The organism is Enterococcus sp. AZ156 (assembly GCF_051714165.1).
Taxonomy (GTDB): Bacteria; Bacillota; Bacilli; order Lactobacillales; family Enterococcaceae; genus Enterococcus_B; species Enterococcus_B pernyi.
In genome coordinates this window covers 1283384-1303719 of record NZ_JBIORI010000001.1, presented here as the reverse complement: position 1 = coordinate 1303719, position 20336 = coordinate 1283384, and the positions used below count along the sequence as shown (strand labels likewise).

The window sequence follows — 20336 nt, the reverse complement described above, 5'->3', positions numbered from 1 at the left end:
TATCTTTTCAAAGATAATTGGTTATTTCATGTTTAAGTCTCTTTATTCACTGAGACCCTTCCATAGTAAATCCCCTACCAGACGTGCTAAATAGCAGTGGGATATCTTAAGTTGAAATAAGTGAAAGCTACTCTCTTTTTCACAAAATAACCTATCTTCTAGCCAATCATCGACATAAAATTTTGCATAATAAAAAACTCTCCTATCAACTTTTCCTAAAAGTTAATAAAAGAGTTCAGCGTTCATTTAATCATTAGTTATTTCTAACGAATACCAAGCGCAATTCGTGCATAACGACTCATTTTATCGGTTGTCCATGCGGGATACCAGACTAATTTGACTTCTGCTTTCGACACTTCTGGCACTTCTTTTAGTGCATCATGGATCGATTCAGTCAAGATATCAGCTAACGGACAGCCCATCGTTGTCAAAGTCATTTTAACAACGGTATCTCCATTTTCAGGGTCAAATTCGATTTCATAGATCAAACCTAGGTTCACGATATCGATTCCTAGTTCTGGGTCAATCACCATTTCTAACGCGGTGAGAATTCGCTCTTTGATTTCATCTACTTCTTCAGCAGACCATTTTTGTTCACTCATTCTTCGGATTCTCCTTCTCACAATTTTTGTTTATCATACCTTTTTTTAAGAGGTTTGTAAATATTCATTTGGCTAGCAAGGTCTGGACAGAAGTCTTTCACCTCAAGAACTAAGGTGACAGCTACGCAAATTGTTTTTCAAATTTTTTTATAGATCCTCTTAGTTCCTAAGAACTTACTTCTTTTTCCACCAGCTATTCGGTTCAAAGGTGACAAACAAAGGGGTAGATTTGTTTGCCTATCACTTTTTTATTTGCTTTTTGCCTTTTTAGATGCATGTTTGATTTCAGGAAGAACCCCTGTTGAACGATACATTTTTTGTTCGTTCTCATTGGCAAAGCGACCAAAAACGGAATGCGTTGGTAAAATATTGATGAACGCATCTTCGTCGATCTCATGGACGATTTGATCAAGATCATACATTTCGTAACGTGTGATGACCATCATGATCATTTTTCCTTCACGTTTTGAATATCCACCAACTGAAGGTAAGAGAGTCATCCCCCGAACCATGCGTTGCGCAATTTCAGCAGTCACTTCTTCTGGTTTCACAGTGACAATCATGGCGGTCACTTTTTGGTGACTCGTATGGATCGCATCGATGACTTGAGTCATTGCATAGATCGAGATGATTGTATACAAAGCACTTTCCCAATTAAAGAGGAAGCCAGCTGCTACGACGATAATGCCATTTAAAATCAGCATATAGTTTCCTACGGTTTTCCCTGTCGTTTGAGAAAGAACCAATGAAATGATGTCCATTCCACCAGTCGTAAAACCCATTTTTAGAGAAATACCGACACCGACGCCAAGTAAAACACCACCGACTAATGCATTCATCAGTATATTATCTGTTACCTGTCCTGTCGGTAAAACTGTCGTCATGACTGACACACAAACAACGTTGATGAAACTAAGTACAGTTGCGCGTTTTCCGACTTTTAAAAAGCCTAGTATAAATACAGGAATATTCAATAGAAAAATAAACGTTCCAGTATCGACATCTATATGGACCCATTCAGATAATAGTGAAGCAATGATTTGGGCAATCCCGTTCATTCCTGCAGAAAAGACGTTGGCTGGAATCAAAAAATAATTCAATGCCACCGCTGCAGACAAACCGGTCATCAAGATAACCACTATTTTCTTAAGATTTTCGTTTCTTTGATAGACAGTCATGAATCTGCTCACAAGCACCTCTCCTTTTCAAGTTTATTCCAAATGTAAGAATAACAGTTTCTTCCAGAAAATAAAATAGCGACTACTTAAATGAGAAGAATTTTAGTAAAGATGTCACAAAAAAAATAAGCCTATGCTACAATAAAAGAAAACCGAATGAACGAGGAGGACATTATGGCAAAAGATGCAAGTTTTGATATCATTTCAGAAGTATCTGTTGAAGAAGTAAAAAATGCAATCCAACAAACCACGAAAGAATTAACTAACCGTTTCGATTTCAAGGATTCAACGGTTGAGATCAAGTTAGAGAATACAAATAAATTAGTTGTGCTAAGTGACGATGAATTTAAAATCGAACAAATCAAAGATGTTTTGTTTGGAAAATTGAATAAACGCAATGTGCCAATCAAAAATATCCACTTTTCTGAAACGGAACACGCTTTAGGTGGTAAAGCACGCCAATCTGCTGATCTAGTCAATGGGATCGACCGCGATAATGGCAAGAAGATCACGACCGCGATCAAAAATGAAAAACTAAAAGTGAAAACACAGATCCAAGAAGACCAGATCCGAGTAACTGGTAAAAATCGCGATGATCTACAAGCTGTGATCGCACTTTTAAGAAAACTAGACTTGCCGATCGAATTGCAATTTACAAACTACCGTTAGTTCATGGGTACTATTGAGATATCACTAAAAAAGGACAAGCATTTTGCTTTGTCCTTTTTTAATGGTCTTGCCAAAACTGATGGATAGTTTGTGATAGTGCCTCAACTGTTCGAACTTCTTTTGCTTGGTGCCAATGTGGCGGGAAAAGTTTACGATAATTTGATGAGACAAAGCGTTGATCGGCTAAAAGCACAATGCCTTGATCTTCCATATCTCTGATTACTCGCCCAGCTGCTTGCAATACTTTATTCATTCCTGGTAACTGGTAAGCATAAGCAAAACCTAGTTGTTCTTTTTCATCATAGTAAGATTTGATCAACTCTTGCTCATGATTCATTTGTGGTAAGCCCACACCAACGATCATACTACCAATCAAGCGTGATCCGCGTAGATCGATTCCTTCTGAAAAAATGCCGCCAAGTACACAAAAGCCTACTAATGTTTCTTGCGGTTCGACTATAAATTCTGCTAAGAAATCTTCTCGTTCTTGTTCATTCAACTGGGTTCCTTGGATAAGTGTGCGAGTCGAAGGGTAAGTTTCTTTGAACACTTCGGCGACTTGGTCCAAATATTGATAGGAAGGAAAGAAAATCATATAATTGCCCTTCTTCCCTTGAATGAAACGTTGAATCGTTTCGACTAAACGTGGCATACTCTGCTCTCTTTTGCGATACGTCGTTTCAAGATAACTTGCTATAAGTACTTGTTGATTCTCAATTGGGAATGGACTAGGTAAGCGATACGCTAAACTCTCTTTGCCCCCTAATGTTTCTTGATAATAAGAAAGTGGTGAAAAACTCGCAGAAAACAAAAGACTACTCCGTCCTTTATTCAACGATTGTTCTAAAAATAAACTAGGATCGATGCAAAATTGCTTCACGATCAAATCATGGTAACTTTTCTCTACAGTTGTTTCATAGTGATCGTCATAGAATTCACTGATTTTTAAAAAATGATTCAAGTCAAAATAAAATCCTAAAATTTGCTCTTGCATCGGGTGTTCAGGATATTCAGCCAACCATTCTTGAATAAATTCACCGAGTTGAAACCCTGCGTTGATCAATGAATCTGCTGGGGCTTTTTGATGATGATAGTTCCATCCTTCTTCAAGAGCAATTTCTTGGATCTGATCAAAAGCTTTTAAAAGACGATTCCATCGACGACGTAGTTTTTTAAATTCCTTCGGGATCTCTCCATAGATTTTACGTGCTTTTCCATAAGATAATTCAGCAGAATACATTTCTCTTGAACGATTGACTAAATTGTGTGCTTCATCGATCAAGAAAAGATGATCTTCATTTTTCTCTTCATCAAAAAATCGTCTCAAGTAAACCGTTGGGTCGAACAGATAGTTGTAATCCCCGATGATCACGTCACACCATAAACTGACATCTAAAGAGAGTTCAAATGGGCATAAGGTATGTTTCTTCGCATATTTCTCAATTACCTCACGAGTAATCTGGTTTTCGTGGTTTAATAAATCCCATAACCCCTCGTTGATTCGATTATAATAGCCATTGGCATAAGGGCATTGGTCTGGATTACACGTGGTCTCATCTAAGAAGCAAATCTTATCTTTAGCTGTCAAGGTCACACTTTTTGTCTCAGCCCCAACATCTTTTAACGCTGCTAACGCATCTTCAGCCACATGTCTCGTAATGGTTTTCGCGGTTAAGTAAAAAATACGTTCTCCTTCATCTTCTCCGATCGCCTTTAAGGATGGAAATAATGTAGAGATCGTTTTTCCAGTACCAGTGGGAGCTTCCGCGAACAGTTTTTGTTTTGTCCGGATCGTTTTATAGGCAGCAACTGCCAGTTCCCTTTGTCCTTTACGATACTCTTCGTATGGAAACTTTAGTGCCATCAATGAGGCATTACGTACCGTACGCCAATTTTGCTGAAAAATCAGCCACTCTTGGTAATCCTCGGTCAGTTTTTTAAAAAACACTTCCAGTTGTTCTCTCGTCTGATGTTCCACTTTCCGTGTGATGACTTCTTCTGTGGTTTGATAATAGGTTAGCTGGAGGTTGATCTCCTCTAAGTTGTTTTCTTGACTATAAATATAGGCGTACACTCTTGCTTGATGAAAAAACAATTCGACTTGTTCGGGTTCTAAATCTTCAAAGCGTGGTTCCGACGTTTTAATTTCGTCGATGTGGTACACACCATCTTTTTTGAAGATACCATCTGCTCGTCCTTCAACGATCAGTTCATAAGGATCAAGCTGTACACTGGTTTGTAAGAACACTTCTTTTTGATACTCTTCGCCTGCTTCTTTTTGGAGCTTGCGGTGGATTTTTGCACCTTCCAAGGCGGTATGATTACTTTTCTTTCGATTATCGATACTTCCGCGACGCAAGATGAACTCGACTAAGTGACGGACGGATATTTTAGATTTTTTCACCATGGTCGCCTCCTTCTTGTATTAGAGTACCGCAAAATAGACCGTTTCGCAAAAAACAAAAACACCCTGCTCGGATAAGCAGGGATATAGGATATAGAATTTGGATTTTTGGATACACTCAATGTAACAAGAGTAAATGAAAAATCAATGAAAATTTTCTATTCTTCCGTTTAAAATTTTTAAACACTTTTCATATAATCTGACAATTCAGATAACTGATGTTATAAAAGTAGACACTTTTGTTTCTGATCCATATTTGCGTTATACTTATATCGAACGATAGAAGAAAGAATTTTTAAAAGTTGGAGGTTTCCTTTTATGCATGTTTTACAATTAAAAACTGGAACAATCGAGGAAAACTGTTACCTTGTCTACAACGACGAAGCGCTTCTGATCATTGATCCAGGAGCTGACGCTGAAATGATCCAAGAACAAATCAAGAAGACCCAGCAACAACCTGTCGCTATCTTATTGACTCATACGCATTACGACCACATTGGCGCTGTCGAAGCATTGAGAAATACCTATGACATCCCTGTCTATGTCAGTCCATTAGAACAAGAATGGCTTGGAGATCCCATCTTGAATCTCTCAGGACTTGGTCGCCATGATGATATGGATAATATCATTGTTTCTCCTGCGGAATATGAATTTGAAATGAAACAATACCGTCTTGGGAATATGTCATTTGAAGTCGTTCCAACACCTGGTCATTCAGCCGGTAGTGTTAGCTTTATTTTCGATGACTTCGTGATATCTGGAGACGCACTCTTTAAAGGGAGTATCGGTCGCACCGATCTCTACACCGGTAATTTAGAGCAGTTACTCTATAGCATCACGACACAGCTTTTTGTTCTACCAAATGAATTTGTGGTCTATCCTGGCCATGGAGAACCAACAACGATTGAACACGAGAAAAAAACAAACCCATTTTTTAACGCTTAATCAAACTTAGGAGGTCGTTCAACATGAGTGAAACAACCCTGTATATCGTCCGTCATGGTAAAACAATGTTCAATACGATTGAACGTGTGCAAGGCTGGTGTGACACACCATTGACGAAACAAGGACAAGAAGGTATCCATTTTTTAGGTAAAGGTCTAAAAGATATCGATTTTTCTTACGCCTATTCAAGCGACAGTGGCCGAGCAATCGAAACGGCACGGATCGTTTTAAGCGAACATACAAAAGGGAAAGAAATTCCTTACTTTATTGATAAACGGATTCGTGAATGGTGTTTTGGTTCGCTAGAAGGTGGCTACGATATGGAGATGTGGGGTGTCATTCCTCGTGTACTAAATTTTCAAACATACGATGAGATGTTCACCACAGATGTGACCTTTGAACAAATCGCTAATGCCATCTATGAGACGGATACTGCTGGCTGGGCGCAACCTTATGCCGAATTAAAAGAACGTGTCTGGTCAGGTTTTGAAGATATCGCCCATCAGTGTGAGAAGAACAATGGTGGCAATGTTTTAGTCGTCTCCCACGGCCTAACGATTGCTTTTCTTCTTAGCTTGATCGATCCTTCTCAACCAGTTCGTGCTGGATTGTTAAATGGTAGTGTCACAAAAGTAACCTATAAAAATGGTCGTTTTTCAATTGAAAGTGTCAACGATACCAGTTATATCGAACAAGGAAAACAACAGACAAGAGAATCATTTATGTGATGAGTCATTGAATAAGTACATTGAAGTCTTTTGATTTCAGTGTACTTTTTTTGAAGTCCTTTATTTTTGTATGAATCTCAAAGAAACAATTTGGCTTTGGAAACAAAGAACGGTATACTAAATGTTGTATTTTAATTGGGAAGGAAGGAATTTATGTTTTTTGCAAATATCATAAAAGCAGCGATTCTAGGAATCATTGAAGGAATCACAGAGTGGCTGCCAATCAGTAGTACAGGACATTTGATCTTAGCAGATGAATTCATCAAGCTTGATGCGGGTTCACAATTCATGTCGATGTTCAATGTCGTGATCCAATTAGGAGCGATCTTAGCCGTCGTTGTTTTGTATTTCCACAAGTTGAACCCTTTTGCTCCTAGCAAATCCTCGAACGAGAAAAAAGATACGTGGGTTTTATGGTCAAAAGTACTTGTTGCTTGTGTGCCAGCAGCTATTATTGGTTTATTATTGGACGATTGGTTAGATGCCCATTTTTATAAATTTTTACCAGTAGCGATCGCCTTGATCGTTTACGGTATCGGTTTCATCATTGTTGAAAAGCGAAACAAAAATAAAACACCTCGTTGGTCAAACCTGAATGATTTGACTTTCCAAGCAGCGATTCTGATTGGGGCTTTCCAAGTCTTGGCTTTGATACCAGGGACTTCACGCTCCGGCGCTACGATCCTTGGAGCAATCCTGATTGGTGCTTCCCGCTTCGTTGCCACTGAGTTCTCATTTTTCCTTGGCATTCCAGTGATGTTTGGTGCCAGTGGATTAAAGATCGTGAAATACCTTGCTGATGGCAACAGCTTCCAAATGGAAGAAACAGTTATTCTTTTAGTAGGTACTGTGGTTTCATTCATCGTTTCGATTTTTGCGATCAAGTTCTTGATCAACTACTTGAAACGTAATGACTTTACTGTTTTTGGCTGGTATCGTATCATTCTAGGGATCATCTTGATCGGTTACTGGTTCATCGCAATGTAATTTGATATGCTCATCGCAAACCAGCTTAATGATTGGTAAGCGCAACAACAAAACAAAATAGTAGTAAGCTCACGCATCGCTGAGCTTACTACTATTTTTTATATACTTTTTTGAGCTAAAATGAATGATCCTCATACAACAACTTTTCGATTTTTTTATCTTTCACTAATAAGATCTGATCGAAATTCTTTCGCAAGAAATAGCGATCATGAGTAACTGCTAAAATGGTACCGGTAAATGTAGACAATAATTCTTCGACTTCTTCTCTTACATAGATATCCAAGTGATTGGTTGGTTCATCTAGGATCAATACATTGATTTTCTTTTGGAACAGTTTCAAGAGGTACAGCCTTACTTGTTCTCCACCAGAAAGATCTTTGATCCTTTTAGCAACATCCCCACTGAAGAATCCAAAATTCGCTAATACTTGTCGTGCTTTCTGTTCATCAAGTATCAGGTATTTAACATAATTCAATATCCGTTGTTCTGGTTGATCAAACGTTAAGCGTTGAGGTAAATAGCCAATTGACAAACTTGCGCCAGTTTTAATGGCCCCTTCATCTACTCCTATTTCCCCCATCACTACTTTTAATAGCGTTGATTTCCCAGAACCATTCTTACCTAATATGGCGATCCGCTCACCACGATAGACCTTAAACGAACTATCTGAAAACAAATATTTTTTACCTACTGTTTTCTTTATATTTTTGGCAACCCACACTTCTTTCCCCGACAGATCATCTTGACTGATTGTAGTTAGTTTTTTGCGGGGGACCTTAGGCGCATTTATCAGTATCATTTTTTCTAATCTACGCTCGATTTCTTTTGCTTTTTTAAAGAATACTTCGTTGTCTCCTTCATTCCCCCATTGGCGATAGCGTCGTATCATTCCTTTCAATCGTTTGATTTCTTTTTGCTGAAGTTCATGATTTTTTTGAAGTTCCTGTATCCGTTGTTTTTTCAACGTCATGTAACGACTATAATTTCCCGAATATTCGATTATCGGACCGTCCTCGATCTCCATGATTTTTTTGACTACATTGTCAAGGAACGCACGATCATGGGAAATCACGAGGAACGCACAATTTGTCAATCTCAGATATTCTTCTAACCATTGTACGGAGTCGAGATCAAGATGATTGGTTGGCTCATCTAATAGAAGGACATCATTTTCTTGTAATAATACTTTGGCTAATTCTACTCGAATACGTTCGCCTCCGCTTAATTGACCGAGCGGTGTTTCAATTTGTTCTGCAAGGTCTAATCCTTTCAAAACACTCGTGATCCGATCTTCTAATCCATATCCGCCCATCGTCTCAAATCGTTGCTGCAAGTCGCCATATACTTTCATGATATGGTCCAGATCTTCCGTTGCGATACACATTTTTTCTTCATAGTAATTGAGTTGTGTTTGCAATTCTTGGATGTCTTTGAAGCTTTGATACACATAGTCAAAAGTAGCGATTGAGCCATTTTCCATTTTCTGTGGAATATAACCAATCGACAGCCCTTTTTTCCTACTAACTGTCCCTTCATCAACACCTTGAGATCCGATCAACATTTGAAGAAGAGTTGTTTTCCCAGTTCCATTTTGTCCGATCAATCCGATTTTGTCTTGCATATTGAGTGTGCAACTCAAATTTTCAAAAAGAGGTACGTCACTATAATTTTTACTGATCTTATTCGCTTGAATATACATTTTCTCGCTACTTAAGACCAATCAAAAAAGCCATGAAGAAATTCATGACCTGTTGTTATTTCATTTATCTGGTACTTAGCTAAAAATGGAATAAACATATTGAATGGTCATTTATTTTTGATTGGTTTTTCTATTTTTAAGCGCACTGATGCCTTGGATAGAAAATACAAAAATAATTGCATGACTAAAGCTAATATGATATCTAGAATAATTATCTGTTTCTGTTATTTTAGTCAAGCTGCCCATTAAATATGTCCCTCCTTTTCATTATATTTATATCAATTGTACCAAATCACTCATAAAAGCTCAAATGAGACTAAAAGAAATAAACATCTAGACTGAACATTGCTACATTTCTACATGTATTGTCTCTACTGATCGATTTCTACCAAAAAGACTCAGACCTAAGACTGAATTCTAAGTAATTCATTTTATTTACTTTACCTGTCGTAGTAATTGTTTTATAATTATTACGACAGATGTAGTAATTATAAAGGAGGCGATCGAGTGATATCAAGTGATGCAATTCGTGGGTATAATGATGCCATCATCTTATCGATTCTTTCCAAAGAAGATTCCTACGGGTACGAAATCTCTAAACAGATTCGCGAGGGAACTGATTCAATGTATATCATCAAGGAAACAACCTTATACTCCGCGTTTACACGCCTAGAAAAGCAAGGGCTGATCCTTTCTTATCCTGGCGAAGTCACCCATGGCAAGAAACGAACGTATTACCGAATCAGTAGTGCTGGGAAGAAATTATTAGAAGAAAAAAAAGACGAGTGGCAGCAAACAAAAATCGTTGTTGACCGTTTTCTACAAGGAGGAGAAACATGAAAACCATTAAGGATTATCTAGATAGTTTATTTTTAAATGTACCGAATACACCTGAAACAAAAAAAGCCAAAGAAGACCTATTGGCAATCATGGAAGATCAGTATCACGGATTATTAGAAGAAGGAAAATCAGAGCATGAAGCCATTGGTGCAGTCATCAGTGAATTTGGTTCTATTGATGAGATCCTCCAAGAATTGGAACTTTCTCGGTCCTCTTTTGACGAAGAAGTCTGGGAAAACGAGATTGAACTCGATGAAGTGATTTCATTTTGGAACCAAGTCCGTCGTTTCTCCCTTTTTCTTTCAACAGGAATTGCTAGTTGTATCTTAGCTGTAGGAATGCTCTTATTTTTTGCTAATGGTATTAGCGAGATCATCGGTTTTCTGGCAATGTTTCTTCTGGTCGCTTTAGGCGTTGGTTTGATTATTACTACAAGTTTGAGCTATTCAGCTAGTAAGAAGAAACTAAATGATCGACCCTATTCACAACAAGTAAAAATCGAAGCAAGACAACAAACAGAAGCCTATGCGAAAAGTTTTCGAGTAGGACTAGTTTTCGGTATCATTTTATGTATCCTTTCGGTCACACCTATCTTGACGAATAGAGCCTTTGGCTTACCGATTGGATTCGCTTTATTACTTTTCTTTGCTTCCGTGGCACTCGGCGTCTTCTTTATCGTCTACGTCAGTATCATCTACACTTGGTTTTCAAAAGTCGCTGAAGGCACGTTCTTTATCTCAGATGAAGATGAGCCAGGACCACGAGCATCTCAACACATGTACGGAGACTCAGCAAAAGCGATTCGTTTATTTGAACGTTTATACTGGCCGGGCATCTTCATCGTTTACATGGTTTGGTCCTTTATGACCCGAAGCTGGGCTTACTCTTGGCTCATCTTTGTACTAGGCGGTGTATTAGAAGACTATTTTCTTGAAAGATTGAAACGTAAATAACTTCTCAATCGCGGTCGGGGCAGAATTGTTTAGCCTCAAGAAATAAGGCGCAATCCACGAAAATTGTTTTTCAGATTTTTATGGATTGCGCCTTATTTTTCGAAGAGGTTACTTTTGTTCCCAGCGTTTACTCAGTTTAGGTAGTGCGAGAGGATGGATGTTCCAGAGATTTTTCTGTTTTCTAACTAAAAGCTTTTGTTATGTCTTTGACCACGTTCGTTGCCTTATCGACCCATTCTCCTTTTGCCGCATCAGTTAAGCGATCGGTATACTGTTTTATCCTATCTTTTAATTCTTGGTTTGTGAGTTCTCGCGTGACTTGGATCGTCTTCTTCTTTGTATCTGAACTGGCACGGCTATGACTAGCAATAAACCAAGAAATCAATGCTTTTTCTAGTCCCCTTATTTGCTCATCAAACATTGCTCTCTTTCCCTTCCATTGATTAATTTTTATGATTTAATTTAGCTGACTGATAGTTTTGCTGATTTTCTGCTAATTCGTCTTCAATCCTATGTAATGCTTTACGTACAAGATATTGCCCTTCTTCGCTTGCATCATTGATCAAGCGATACGCGATACGAGGATCGATAGTTCCTCCGTCTGAAAATATTCGTTGAGTCAGCGGGATTTTTTCTCCTAATTGATCTAAGTAGCGTGTAAATGAACGTTTTTCTGCTTCAAGATCCGCTATTTTATTCTCTAATTCATCTTTCTTGCGCCAATAATCTTCTTCGATTTTTTTCATTTCTTTCGACTCATTATTAGCCATCACTAAAATGTTCCTTTCTTGAATTGGCTCGCTAATTCACTATCCAATTGTATTTGCTGATCAATCGTCTGATTGATTTGGTAGATCAGATCTTCGTAACTTGATTTGATCGAGCGAAGTTGATTCAACGCCGCTTCATAGTCAGTGACTGGTTCGATTAGTACGTGTTGTCGAGTCACCCCTCCTCGCTCTAACGCTTCTATTTGTTCCATTTCTGTAAGATTGCTTCCATATGAACGCGCATTAGCGATTGTATCTTGCCACAGTTGATTCGCCTGATCGATGCCTGTTTGATAGACCGTCATCAGTTCAGTGATTTTTTCATCAATCGCTGTCTTCATTCCTGAAACAATGCTTTTCGCTTGAACTGCATCCAGGTAAACTTCTTTAGCTGCCGAAATTCCCCATGTTTGTCCGCTCCATTCACTTTTAATACTAGCAATTGATCTTTTTTTCAATCGTCTTTGATACTCAGCTAATACAGTGCCACTGCTATTCGTTGTTAATAAAGAACCATCTTCCTCAAATTGGTAACCTCCCCACATATGTTGATCGATCGTGCGCCTCAAGCCCAGCCGTTCAGATAGTGGATAAACGATCTGCCCAACTGCCTTTTTGCCTCCCCCATATCCAATCGCAACTAAGTCTTTTGAGTCAATGTAATTCAAAAGACGATACTCTGCGGTCAAATAATCCGCTTGCCGTTTTTGCTCAGGCGTTAATACCTCATAGATATTCGGTCCCTGATACACATAGCCATAAACACGATCCGCATCACTTGAAGAAATACTCGCTAACGCATATTGCGCATTCATTGATCCTAAAGAATGACCATATACATAAAATTCAGCATTTGGATAAGCTTCCAATGTTTGTTGTAGTGTTGTCGCAGAAGATTGAAGCTGAGGCATCGCTGCTGCCCCACCACCATTGATCACCGGAAAAGCTGTAAAAATATTATTGTACTGCCAATCTAATTTGGTATCTAATGAAGAATCAAACGACGAACCACGATATAAAACCATGACTTCTTTTACGCTTTCCCTTTCGCTAAGAGATGCTGATAAGGGAACATATTTGTCGGTAATGATAAAGGATTGTTCGCCGGTGATTTTGCTGTTGATGTGGGAGACGTAACCGATGAACTCTTTATCCTCATTTTTAAAGAAAGGCTCTTTTAAGCGCAAAGTTTCATATTGTTGCTTGGCTATTCCAACCTTTTCTTTTTCAGTATTCTTCACTATCTTCCCCTCCTTCTTTTAGTAATTCATATAGGTCAGAAGTAGTACGCACAATATCATTTTTTAGCTTACTTAGCTCCCCGTTTATCTGATTTCGATCTAGTAGATTAAAAACAAGTAACTTATTATTATCATTTATAATTAGAGGTACACTAATCCCACCCATTGGATTTCTCTTGATATTTTTATAATCAATTTTATAGTTTTTTATCACTCCTTCAGATGTCAACGCCTTAGAGTCAAGATTTTTCAATGTTTTCTCCAAAACGATTTTTGCTTCTTCACTATTCACAACTCGAATCATTTCTTCTTCTAACTTCAAATGGTCCATATACATTGTTCCTCCAATCCATAATAGGCATATGCCAGTGATGATCAGTACGATTTGGCGCTTCTTGATCGGTTTTCGCTTCATAAATGACCTCCTTTTTTATTATGTCTATCATAATTTTGTTGTAAGCAGTACGTCACAGCTTTTATGTATGTTTAATTGATCAATCAGTGTATGGAATGACATGCCACATAATCTTCTTCTCTTTTTCCCATCTCCTCTTATTTAATTACGCCATTTCAACTGACTCTCACAAACATTCACCCTTTCTTTTTTATATATTTTTGATCTGTTACTTTTTCACATCAAGTATACATGATAAATCAGACACTCTATTCTTCACCTCATAAAAACATGTTTTGACATCATCAACGTAGGTATTTTTCTCATTTTGCCTTTTCGTCTAATTCTTCGTACCTTTTTGTTCCTTCTATGGTCGATCAAATATTTTGCTAATGACTCTTTTGCATCGTATTAAAAAAATGGTATGATGAATAATTAGAAAGTGAGGTTTTTTGATGGAAAGTTGGTTATTTCTTGGGTTGATCATGCTGGTAGCCGTCCTTGCTAAAAATCAAAGTCTGATGTTAGCGACTGGTTTTATTTTACTTGTTAAGTTTATTCCTGCATCAAAAGATTTTTTGACATGGCTCCAAGGGAAAGGAATCAATATTGGCGTGACGATCATTACTGCGGCGATTTTAGTGCCTATTGCTACAGGTGATATTGGTTTAAAAGATTTGCTTGATGCGTTCAAATCACCTATGGGTTGGGTAGCGATCTTCTGTGGTGGCTTAGTTGCTGTATTGTCGTCTAAAGGCGTTGGCTTGATTGCGACAGATCCACAAATCACTGTGGCTTTAGTTTTTGGAACGATCTTAGGCGTTGTGTTCTTAAAAGGAATCGCAGCGGGCCCTGTGATTGCTTCTGGAATCGCCTATTGCATTCTCCAATTGTTTTCTTTTAATAAATAATGATGCATCTAGTGGTTGAGAAAAGGATAATTTTTTTGTTCGTGGTATACTAGTTTTGAGGTGATCGCATATGCAAAAACTAAAATATTTCTTTGGGACTGTTGGATGGTTTTTATTGGCTGTTCTATTGATTATTGGATTGACCTACTTACTATTTCCTGATTTAATCCAAAACGTCTTTGATGCCAATTTTTAATATACGTAACTATTTTTTCAAATATCTATAAAAAAAGGCGGAAAACTTGAAAGATCTTGGGATTATTCAAGTTCTTTCGGCTTTTTTTTGGCTTGGTGCTTCTTTTTTGTTATACTAAGTGTAAGTGCACCTCTTTTATGCAGGAAATTTTAAAAAAAGTGCGAAATGTTTGATTTAGAAGAAAGGAAGACGCTCGTGGAAACTTTTGAAGGTCTTTTGATTGATACGTATGTTTTACAAGAACAACCAATGATGTTGACTGGTTTGAATCTCCAACTTGAAGATCGGGTAATCAATTGTCTAATTAAAGATCGCTACTTGGCAAAATATGTTTTACGTTTACCTTTAAACAAATATGTATTGGAAGTTAGCGGAAAATGGAATCGTCGAAATCAATTAGTCATCAAACGAATGATGATCAAAAACATCGATGAATACATCAAAATCATTGGAACACCCGAATAGCTCCTTTTCATGCATTCTAATTAGTTATAAAATAACTAATCTATGTTAACGTTATGATTCATTGATTTGAAGCAATCGTATCCCTTTTCAAAAAAAACTTTGCAAACGGTTGACTTTGTTATATACTATTTCAGTACCAAACATCCCATTCAATTATTTATTTACCAAGATAAATTAAACCACGTTTGGTTAAGCGCTCGTTGTCTCCCACAACAGCGCTTTTTCTTTTGTTTTTTTGTTTTTCTGCCACTCATAAATCCACGCTCTCTGATATTTCTTACGTGTTAAGGAAAAAAACTTGTCATGTTGATATTGCAATGCGCGCTCGCATTAGGTATAATAATGAATGTTGAATTATGCGGTAACACGCGTAAGAACTTTACTTATCGGAGGTGAAACAAATGCCAAACATTGAATCTGCAATCAAACGTGTTCGCACAAGCGAAAACGCGAATGTAAAAAATTCATCTCAAACTAGTGCTATGCGTACTGCAATCAAAAAATTTGAGGATGCTGTAGCTTCAGGTGCTGACAACGTAGATGCGTTATATAAAGACGCTGTTAAAGCGATCGATATGGCTGAAACTAAAGGTCTTATCCACAAAAACAAAGCAAACCGCGACAAATCTCGTTTAAGCAAAAAAATCGCTAAATAAGGAAATCGGCCACGGCCGGTTTTTTTATTTCCTTTTTCTATACACACATACACACAGTTTGGCTGATCCCTTTGATGATCAACCGAACTGTGTGTATTTGTGTTGCTATTGTTTTTATTTATTATTTAATCTTTCAGCTGCCTGAAACACAAATAATTGAAAACTCAATTTCTTTTCGATCTGTCCACTTTTTACTTGATAGTCCATCTCGACTAATTGGTCGAACAATTGGACTAATGTTCGTTCATCGAACTTCCTAACTTCTTGCATTGCCAATTTTACCCGATAGGGATGGATTTTCAAAGTTTCCGCAATGTTTGCTTGTTGGTACCCGATTTTGACTAAAAATTTCGTTTGGAGATACAATCGTAGTTGGGAGAGTAGGATCGCATTGATCTTGATGATCTCTTCCCCTTGTGTGACTAAATCTTCAAATAATCGCAGGGTATGTTCCGTATCTCCAGAAAGCATATATTGTGTCATGTCAAAGATATTATGTTCCAATGTCTTAGGCACTAATTGTTCGATTTCTTTCGCAGAGATTGCTGATTGATTCTGTCCATATAACATCAATTTATCTAATTCTGCCATCATTTTTGATAAGTCTAAATCAGTCAATCGTAAAAAAAGGTCGATTGCTTTACGATCTAGAGTAAGCGGTGTATTTTCTAATGTATTCAATAAATACTGTCGCACTTCTTTTTCATTCAATTGCTGAACATTGATCGATACCGCTGTTTTCTTCAATTGTTTCGTGACTTTTTTGCGTTCATCTAGTTTTTCGTAAGACGCAAAAAAAACGAGTACAGTCGATTCAAGCGGTTTTTTTAAATAGTCTACTAAAAGATCCGTATTTTGTTCGATACTGTTGCTGTTTTTTTCACCCGTCAAAAAATAAGGGTTTTCGACAAAAACTACCCGTTGATCACCGAAAAACGGTAAGGTTTCTGCTTCAGCGATTACGTCATCGATCGTTGCTTGGGTCATATCAAATTTCAGAAAATTGAGATCATCTTCTCCTGATATTTGTATTTTCTTGAGGATTTCTGTACGCACTTGGTCTTGTAAAAACTTCTCTGTCCCTAAAACGAGATAACAAGGTGCGAGCTTATCTTTACGTATTTTTTGTAGTTCAACTTGGATACTCACATCTCTCACCACTTTCCAATTTATCCTATCACGAGAAAACAAAAATTACTAGTCTATCATTTTCTGAAGTCGGCCATTTTTTGCCCAGATAGGATGCCAATAAAAAGTGATCGCTCCATTTTTATCTGTTCGATAAACAGCAATTTCTAAGCTTTCCAACGTTTCAAGAACCTCAGGATGTGGATGGCCATAGCGATTGTCAAGCCCGTTAGATAAAATCCCCATCTTCGGTTGCAATGCAGTCAAAAACATAGGATGACTCGAACTACGACTCCCATGATGTCCTAGTTTCACGACCTCCGCCCTTAATGTTGGGTAAGCATTCAACAGGTCGAGTTCCCCTTCTTGATCCAAATCCCCCAGTAATAAAAAGCGCTGCTTCTTATATGCGAACCAGAGAACCACTGAATCTTCATTTTTTCCTTGCCCTTCTTTACTTGGCATCAAAACGTACAAGTCAAAGCAAGCAGATATTCGATCTCCTTGCCTGACTTCTATGATCTTGGTTCCTAACTGACTAATTTTTATCAATCGTTCGCGAAACTTTGGCTCTTTGGCAGCGCCCCAACCAATATATATCTTTTCAATGGTGAAATGTGACGAGAGTGTCTCTAATTCTCCGATATGATCAGTGTCATTATGTGTGAGAAATAGTTTTGTGATCGTGGTGATCCCTTGTCCTTTTAAATACGGAACGATATTATTTTCTGCATAAGGACGAGTAATACGTTGCTGCCACGCTTCTGTTTCAACATTTAATCTGCCCCCAGTATCGATTAAAATAACTTCTTGTTTCATCGGACTTTTTAGTAGGATACTGTCGCCTTGTCCGACATCGATAAAGGTGATCGTAGTCGAGGCATCAAGTAATGGTATCAAGAAATAACTGAGGAGGAGTGATAATGAATAAATGATTTTTTTCCATGGCGGAATCGTTACGCTCTCAAACAAAAGTAAGAGGACGACAATACTCAATAAAACGAAATAAAAAGCGGGTTGCCCGATCGTCAGTGTGGAGAAATCAAAACAAGAGAGGAAGTCTTCAAAGAGAATCAAACACGATTCGAGGATTTCTAATAAGGACTGCGGAAGGATGTTGCCTGCTAAAAAGAGAATGATCACCCCTGGAAGAAGGACGTATTGGAATAATGGAATACCAAGTGTCGTGAATAGGCCACCTAAAAACGACCACTCATAGAAATACCAAGCACTTAAAGGTAATTGGATTGCACTTGTTTGGAATAAATAGAATAAACGATTGTTCCAACCTTTTGATGAGTGAGAAAATGTCAAAAACAATAAACTCATCCATATACTTAATTGCGCGCCCATTTGAAGCAGAATCAATGGATCGAACAATAAAAGCAACCATAGATTCAAAGAAAAGCAATCAAGCGTAGATAGTTTGATTGCTGCCAAATTAAGTATAAGCTTCAACATAAATAAGCTCCCTGCTCTAACCACAGAAAATGAGCCTCCAGCTAATAGGATATACCCCACTGTAAGTAATGTCAGTGGAAGAATCGTAATAGACAAAAGACAGCCACTTCGTCGAAAAAGATAATACAAAAATCCTAAATAATAGTGGACATGCATCCCAGAAACTGCGAATAGATGCAGTAACCCAGTGGCTTTAAAAATTGATTCGGATTCGCGAAAAGAAGCATCACGATAACCGTAAAGTAACGCGTTGATATACATCCCTATTTTTTCAGGATAGCGTTTTTTTACATAATTGATTGCTTTGCCACGGAGGTCACGAAATAGAGTCACCCCTCCCATTGTTGAAGGCAGGACTTGAAAATCAGTTCCATGAAACTGACCACTGGTTCGTGATCCCTTCAGATATTTGACCGCATCAAATGCATAACGATTACGCAGGGATTCAGGTTTCTGATAACTGCCAGTTACTCGAAGTTCGATCGGATACCCGCGAAAGTCTTCCCATTGTTGTGCTTCTGCTTTTGTTTTGGCTTGATAACTTAGCTGTACTTTTTGTTTCGTTGGGATTCTTCGCGCCTCTACAATCAACCAGTCGCCATTCCGTTGAATTGTATCGGTCATCAATAGAAACTCTTCAGTTGTTTTTGTGTGATCAATCGAGGGAACCTCTGAACGAAGACAAGCCAACCAGACTGTCAGACTGCAAAAACAACAAAGATAGATCACCGCTTGCTTGTGTTTAAATAGGACCAGAAGAAAAAGACCAGCAATGATCAAGCGAGAAAGATCATGCTCCTTATAGTAAACGAAACATAAAATGACCGAAGACATTGCTGGTAAAATCAAGTAATTACGAACTTGTTCGCCAAATTGTTTAATCAAGTTCTCCTGTTGACTCTTGTTGAAGTTTAGCAAAATATTTCATATCTAAATTGACTTGATGGACGGATGCACCTAATTGGGTAATCAATGACTGTGCATAAGGGTCATTGCGATAATCATGCAAGTAGTGGATTTTCCTGATTCCTGCTTGAAGCAATGCTTTTGTACATGCCAAACATGGAAAATGGGTGACATAGATCTCTGACCCTTCTGTAGGAACTCCAAGTTTTGCACATTGGAGTAACGCATTCATTTCTGCATGGATCGTTCGTAAACAGTGACCATTCACGACATAGCAACCTTCGTCGATACAATGAACATCCCCACTCACTGCGCCGTTATAACCACCCGCAATGATTCGTTTCTCTCTAACTAATGTGGCACCTACTTCTAATCGTGTACATGTACTTCTTAATGATAATAACACGGCTTGTGCCATAAAATACTGATCCCAAGGAATTCGTTCATTTCTCATAATTTGTCTCCTCATTGGTTTATTCTATTGTAATTGTAACGAAGTTTTTCAGTTTTTCAACTGTCTTTTCGCCAAATCCCGATATTTCTTTCAAACTTTCAATTGTTTGGAAGGAACCGTTGGTTTCGCGATAATTGATGATCTCTTGTGCTTTCATTGCCCCGATTCCTGGAAGCTCCTGTAATTCAGCAAGGCTGGCAGTATTAAGATTGACTTTCTTTTCCTCTGGCTGTTCTTTTTCCTTTACTTCCTCAACGAACTGAGGCATCTCTTCGCCAACTTGGGGAATATATAGCACTTGTTGGTCCGAAACTTTTGCAGCAAAATTGATTTGTTTTTCATCAGCGTGTGCAGTCAATCCTCCTGCTTTTTCAATGATATCAAATACACGTTCCTCGTCGGTAAATGCGTATATTCCTGGCCGATGGACATTGCCTTTCACGTCTACATACATAATTGGGTCGTTTGTCGTTGTTCCGGTTGTCGCAGTCTTTTGGTAACTATCCGAGCTTGTAGCAGTTAGCAACGGTACGTTACTAGCTTCATTGATCTTAGTTGGACCGATCTGACGGTATAAGACCACTCCTACTATCATACTAACTGATACACTGCATATAAAAAATAGAATGAAACGTTTTGGCGAATCAAAGATTTCTTGAACTATTTTCTTCATTGGTATTCTTTGCTATTTCATTTTCCTTTCTAAAAAATAGTGAAAAAACATCTATACTTCGATGTTCCTTCACTAT

The 20336-nt window shown here is 37.9% G+C and carries 23 protein-coding genes; 10 read left to right on the top strand and 13 right to left on the bottom strand.

Annotated features, from left to right (window positions below; translation table 11 throughout):
* Positions 1–263 precede the first annotated feature (263 nt).
* A complete protein-coding gene (locus IGJ95_RS06235) occupies positions 264–602 on the bottom strand; it encodes a metal-sulfur cluster assembly factor (protein WP_019723739.1) in 339 nt (112 codons plus the stop codon).
* Between the two features lie 248 nt (positions 603–850).
* The gene (locus IGJ95_RS06230) at positions 851–1780 is read right to left on the bottom strand and encodes a YitT family protein (RefSeq protein WP_034691361.1); all 930 of its coding nucleotides are present in this window, start codon (positions 1778–1780) and stop codon (positions 851–853) included.
* Positions 1781–1954: 174 nt separating this feature from the next.
* On the opposite strand from IGJ95_RS06230, the gene IGJ95_RS06225 reads away from it, so the two are divergent.
* Positions 1955–2449 carry a YajQ family cyclic di-GMP-binding protein gene (locus tag IGJ95_RS06225; protein WP_019723741.1) on the top strand — a complete coding sequence of 165 codons (495 nt, stop codon included), beginning with the start codon at positions 1955–1957 and terminating at the stop codon, positions 2447–2449.
* Between the two features lie 58 nt (positions 2450–2507).
* Here IGJ95_RS06225 and IGJ95_RS06220 read toward each other — a convergent pair whose 3' ends face one another.
* Entirely contained in the window at positions 2508–4856 is a 2349-nt protein-coding gene (locus IGJ95_RS06220; protein WP_438761570.1) for an ATP-dependent DNA helicase, read from the bottom strand.
* A 315-nt stretch (positions 4857–5171) separates the two neighbouring features.
* Here IGJ95_RS06220 and IGJ95_RS06215 point away from each other — a divergent pair, with 315 nt between their 5' ends.
* The 3 genes from IGJ95_RS06215 (at position 5172) to IGJ95_RS06205 (ending at position 7513) form a co-directional block, all read left to right on the top strand.
* Entirely contained in the window at positions 5172–5798 is a 627-nt protein-coding gene (locus tag IGJ95_RS06215) for an MBL fold metallo-hydrolase (RefSeq protein ID WP_010735633.1), read from the top strand.
* Between the two features lie 23 nt (positions 5799–5821).
* The gene (locus tag IGJ95_RS06210; protein WP_010735634.1) at positions 5822–6526 is read left to right on the top strand and encodes a histidine phosphatase family protein; all 705 of its coding nucleotides are present in this window, start codon (positions 5822–5824) and stop codon (positions 6524–6526) included.
* A 153-nt stretch (positions 6527–6679) separates the two neighbouring features.
* Entirely contained in the window at positions 6680–7513 is an 834-nt protein-coding gene (locus IGJ95_RS06205; RefSeq protein ID WP_153830404.1) for an undecaprenyl-diphosphate phosphatase, read from the top strand.
* A gap of 115 nt (positions 7514–7628) precedes the next feature.
* Here IGJ95_RS06205 and abc-f read toward each other — a convergent pair whose 3' ends face one another.
* Both abc-f and IGJ95_RS06195 read right to left on the bottom strand, forming a co-directional pair.
* Positions 7629–9212, bottom strand: a complete 1584-nt coding sequence (gene abc-f, locus IGJ95_RS06200; protein ID WP_153830403.1) for a ribosomal protection-like ABC-F family protein — start codon at positions 9210–9212, stop codon at positions 7629–7631.
* Positions 9213–9323: 111 nt separating this feature from the next.
* The gene (locus IGJ95_RS06195; RefSeq protein WP_023519545.1) at positions 9324–9458 is read right to left on the bottom strand and encodes a hypothetical protein; all 135 of its coding nucleotides are present in this window, start codon (positions 9456–9458) and stop codon (positions 9324–9326) included.
* A gap of 261 nt (positions 9459–9719) precedes the next feature.
* On the opposite strand from IGJ95_RS06195, the gene IGJ95_RS06190 reads away from it, so the two are divergent.
* Both IGJ95_RS06190 and IGJ95_RS06185 read left to right on the top strand, forming a co-directional pair.
* A complete protein-coding gene (locus IGJ95_RS06190; RefSeq protein ID WP_019723123.1) occupies positions 9720–10052 on the top strand; it encodes a PadR family transcriptional regulator in 333 nt (110 codons plus the stop codon).
* A complete protein-coding gene (locus IGJ95_RS06185) occupies positions 10049–11005 on the top strand; it encodes a permease prefix domain 1-containing protein (RefSeq protein ID WP_010735639.1) in 957 nt (318 codons plus the stop codon). Before IGJ95_RS06190 ends, IGJ95_RS06185 begins: the two co-directional genes overlap by 4 nt.
* 181 nt (positions 11006–11186) lie before the next feature.
* On the opposite strand, the gene IGJ95_RS06180 is transcribed toward IGJ95_RS06185, so the two are convergent.
* Genes IGJ95_RS06180 through IGJ95_RS06165 form a run of 4 tightly spaced genes read right to left on the bottom strand, consistent with a single transcriptional unit; the run spans position 11187 to position 13431 of the window.
* Complete coding sequence (locus IGJ95_RS06180) at positions 11187–11426, bottom strand: hypothetical protein (RefSeq protein WP_010735640.1); 240 nt, start codon at positions 11424–11426, stop codon at positions 11187–11189.
* 22 nt (positions 11427–11448) lie between these two features.
* Entirely contained in the window at positions 11449–11775 is a 327-nt protein-coding gene (locus IGJ95_RS06175) for a hypothetical protein (RefSeq protein ID WP_010735641.1), read from the bottom strand.
* Between the two features lie 2 nt (positions 11776–11777).
* Complete coding sequence (locus IGJ95_RS06170; RefSeq protein ID WP_153830401.1) at positions 11778–13016, bottom strand: hypothetical protein; 1239 nt, start codon at positions 13014–13016, stop codon at positions 11778–11780.
* A complete protein-coding gene (locus IGJ95_RS06165; protein ID WP_062805341.1) occupies positions 13003–13431 on the bottom strand; it encodes a DUF1310 family protein in 429 nt (142 codons plus the stop codon). Before IGJ95_RS06165 ends, IGJ95_RS06170 begins: the two co-directional genes overlap by 14 nt.
* 434 nt (positions 13432–13865) lie before the next feature.
* Between IGJ95_RS06165 and IGJ95_RS06160 the strand changes: the two genes are divergently transcribed.
* The 4 genes from IGJ95_RS06160 to rpsT all read left to right on the top strand — a co-directional run bounded on the left by IGJ95_RS06160 (position 13866) and on the right by rpsT (position 15638).
* The gene (locus IGJ95_RS06160; RefSeq protein ID WP_010735644.1) at positions 13866–14321 is read left to right on the top strand and encodes a DUF441 domain-containing protein; all 456 of its coding nucleotides are present in this window, start codon (positions 13866–13868) and stop codon (positions 14319–14321) included.
* A gap of 70 nt (positions 14322–14391) precedes the next feature.
* Positions 14392–14517 (top strand): hypothetical protein, encoded by a 126-nt coding sequence (locus IGJ95_RS06155; protein WP_010735645.1) that lies wholly within the window; start codon positions 14392–14394, stop codon positions 14515–14517.
* 195 nt (positions 14518–14712) lie between these two features.
* The gene (locus IGJ95_RS06150) at positions 14713–14982 is read left to right on the top strand and encodes a hypothetical protein (RefSeq protein ID WP_010735646.1); all 270 of its coding nucleotides are present in this window, start codon (positions 14713–14715) and stop codon (positions 14980–14982) included.
* A 401-nt stretch (positions 14983–15383) separates the two neighbouring features.
* The gene (rpsT, locus tag IGJ95_RS06145) at positions 15384–15638 is read left to right on the top strand and encodes a 30S ribosomal protein S20 (protein ID WP_010735647.1); all 255 of its coding nucleotides are present in this window, start codon (positions 15384–15386) and stop codon (positions 15636–15638) included.
* Between the two features lie 114 nt (positions 15639–15752).
* Here rpsT and holA read toward each other — a convergent pair whose 3' ends face one another.
* The 4 genes from holA to IGJ95_RS06125 are packed head-to-tail and all read right to left on the bottom strand — an operon-like array spanning position 15753 to position 20260.
* Complete coding sequence (holA, locus tag IGJ95_RS06140) at positions 15753–16799, bottom strand: DNA polymerase III subunit delta (RefSeq protein ID WP_194179716.1); 1047 nt, start codon at positions 16797–16799, stop codon at positions 15753–15755.
* A 36-nt stretch (positions 16800–16835) separates the two neighbouring features.
* Complete coding sequence (locus IGJ95_RS06135; protein WP_153830399.1) at positions 16836–19112, bottom strand: DNA internalization-related competence protein ComEC/Rec2; 2277 nt, start codon at positions 19110–19112, stop codon at positions 16836–16838.
* Positions 19105–19587 (bottom strand): ComE operon protein 2, encoded by a 483-nt coding sequence (locus IGJ95_RS06130; protein WP_010735650.1) that lies wholly within the window; start codon positions 19585–19587, stop codon positions 19105–19107. Before IGJ95_RS06130 ends, IGJ95_RS06135 begins: the two co-directional genes overlap by 8 nt.
* 19 nt (positions 19588–19606) lie before the next feature.
* Positions 19607–20260 carry a helix-hairpin-helix domain-containing protein gene (locus IGJ95_RS06125; protein WP_010735651.1) on the bottom strand — a complete coding sequence of 218 codons (654 nt, stop codon included), beginning with the start codon at positions 20258–20260 and terminating at the stop codon, positions 19607–19609.
* Between the last annotated feature and the right edge of the window lie 76 nt (positions 20261–20336).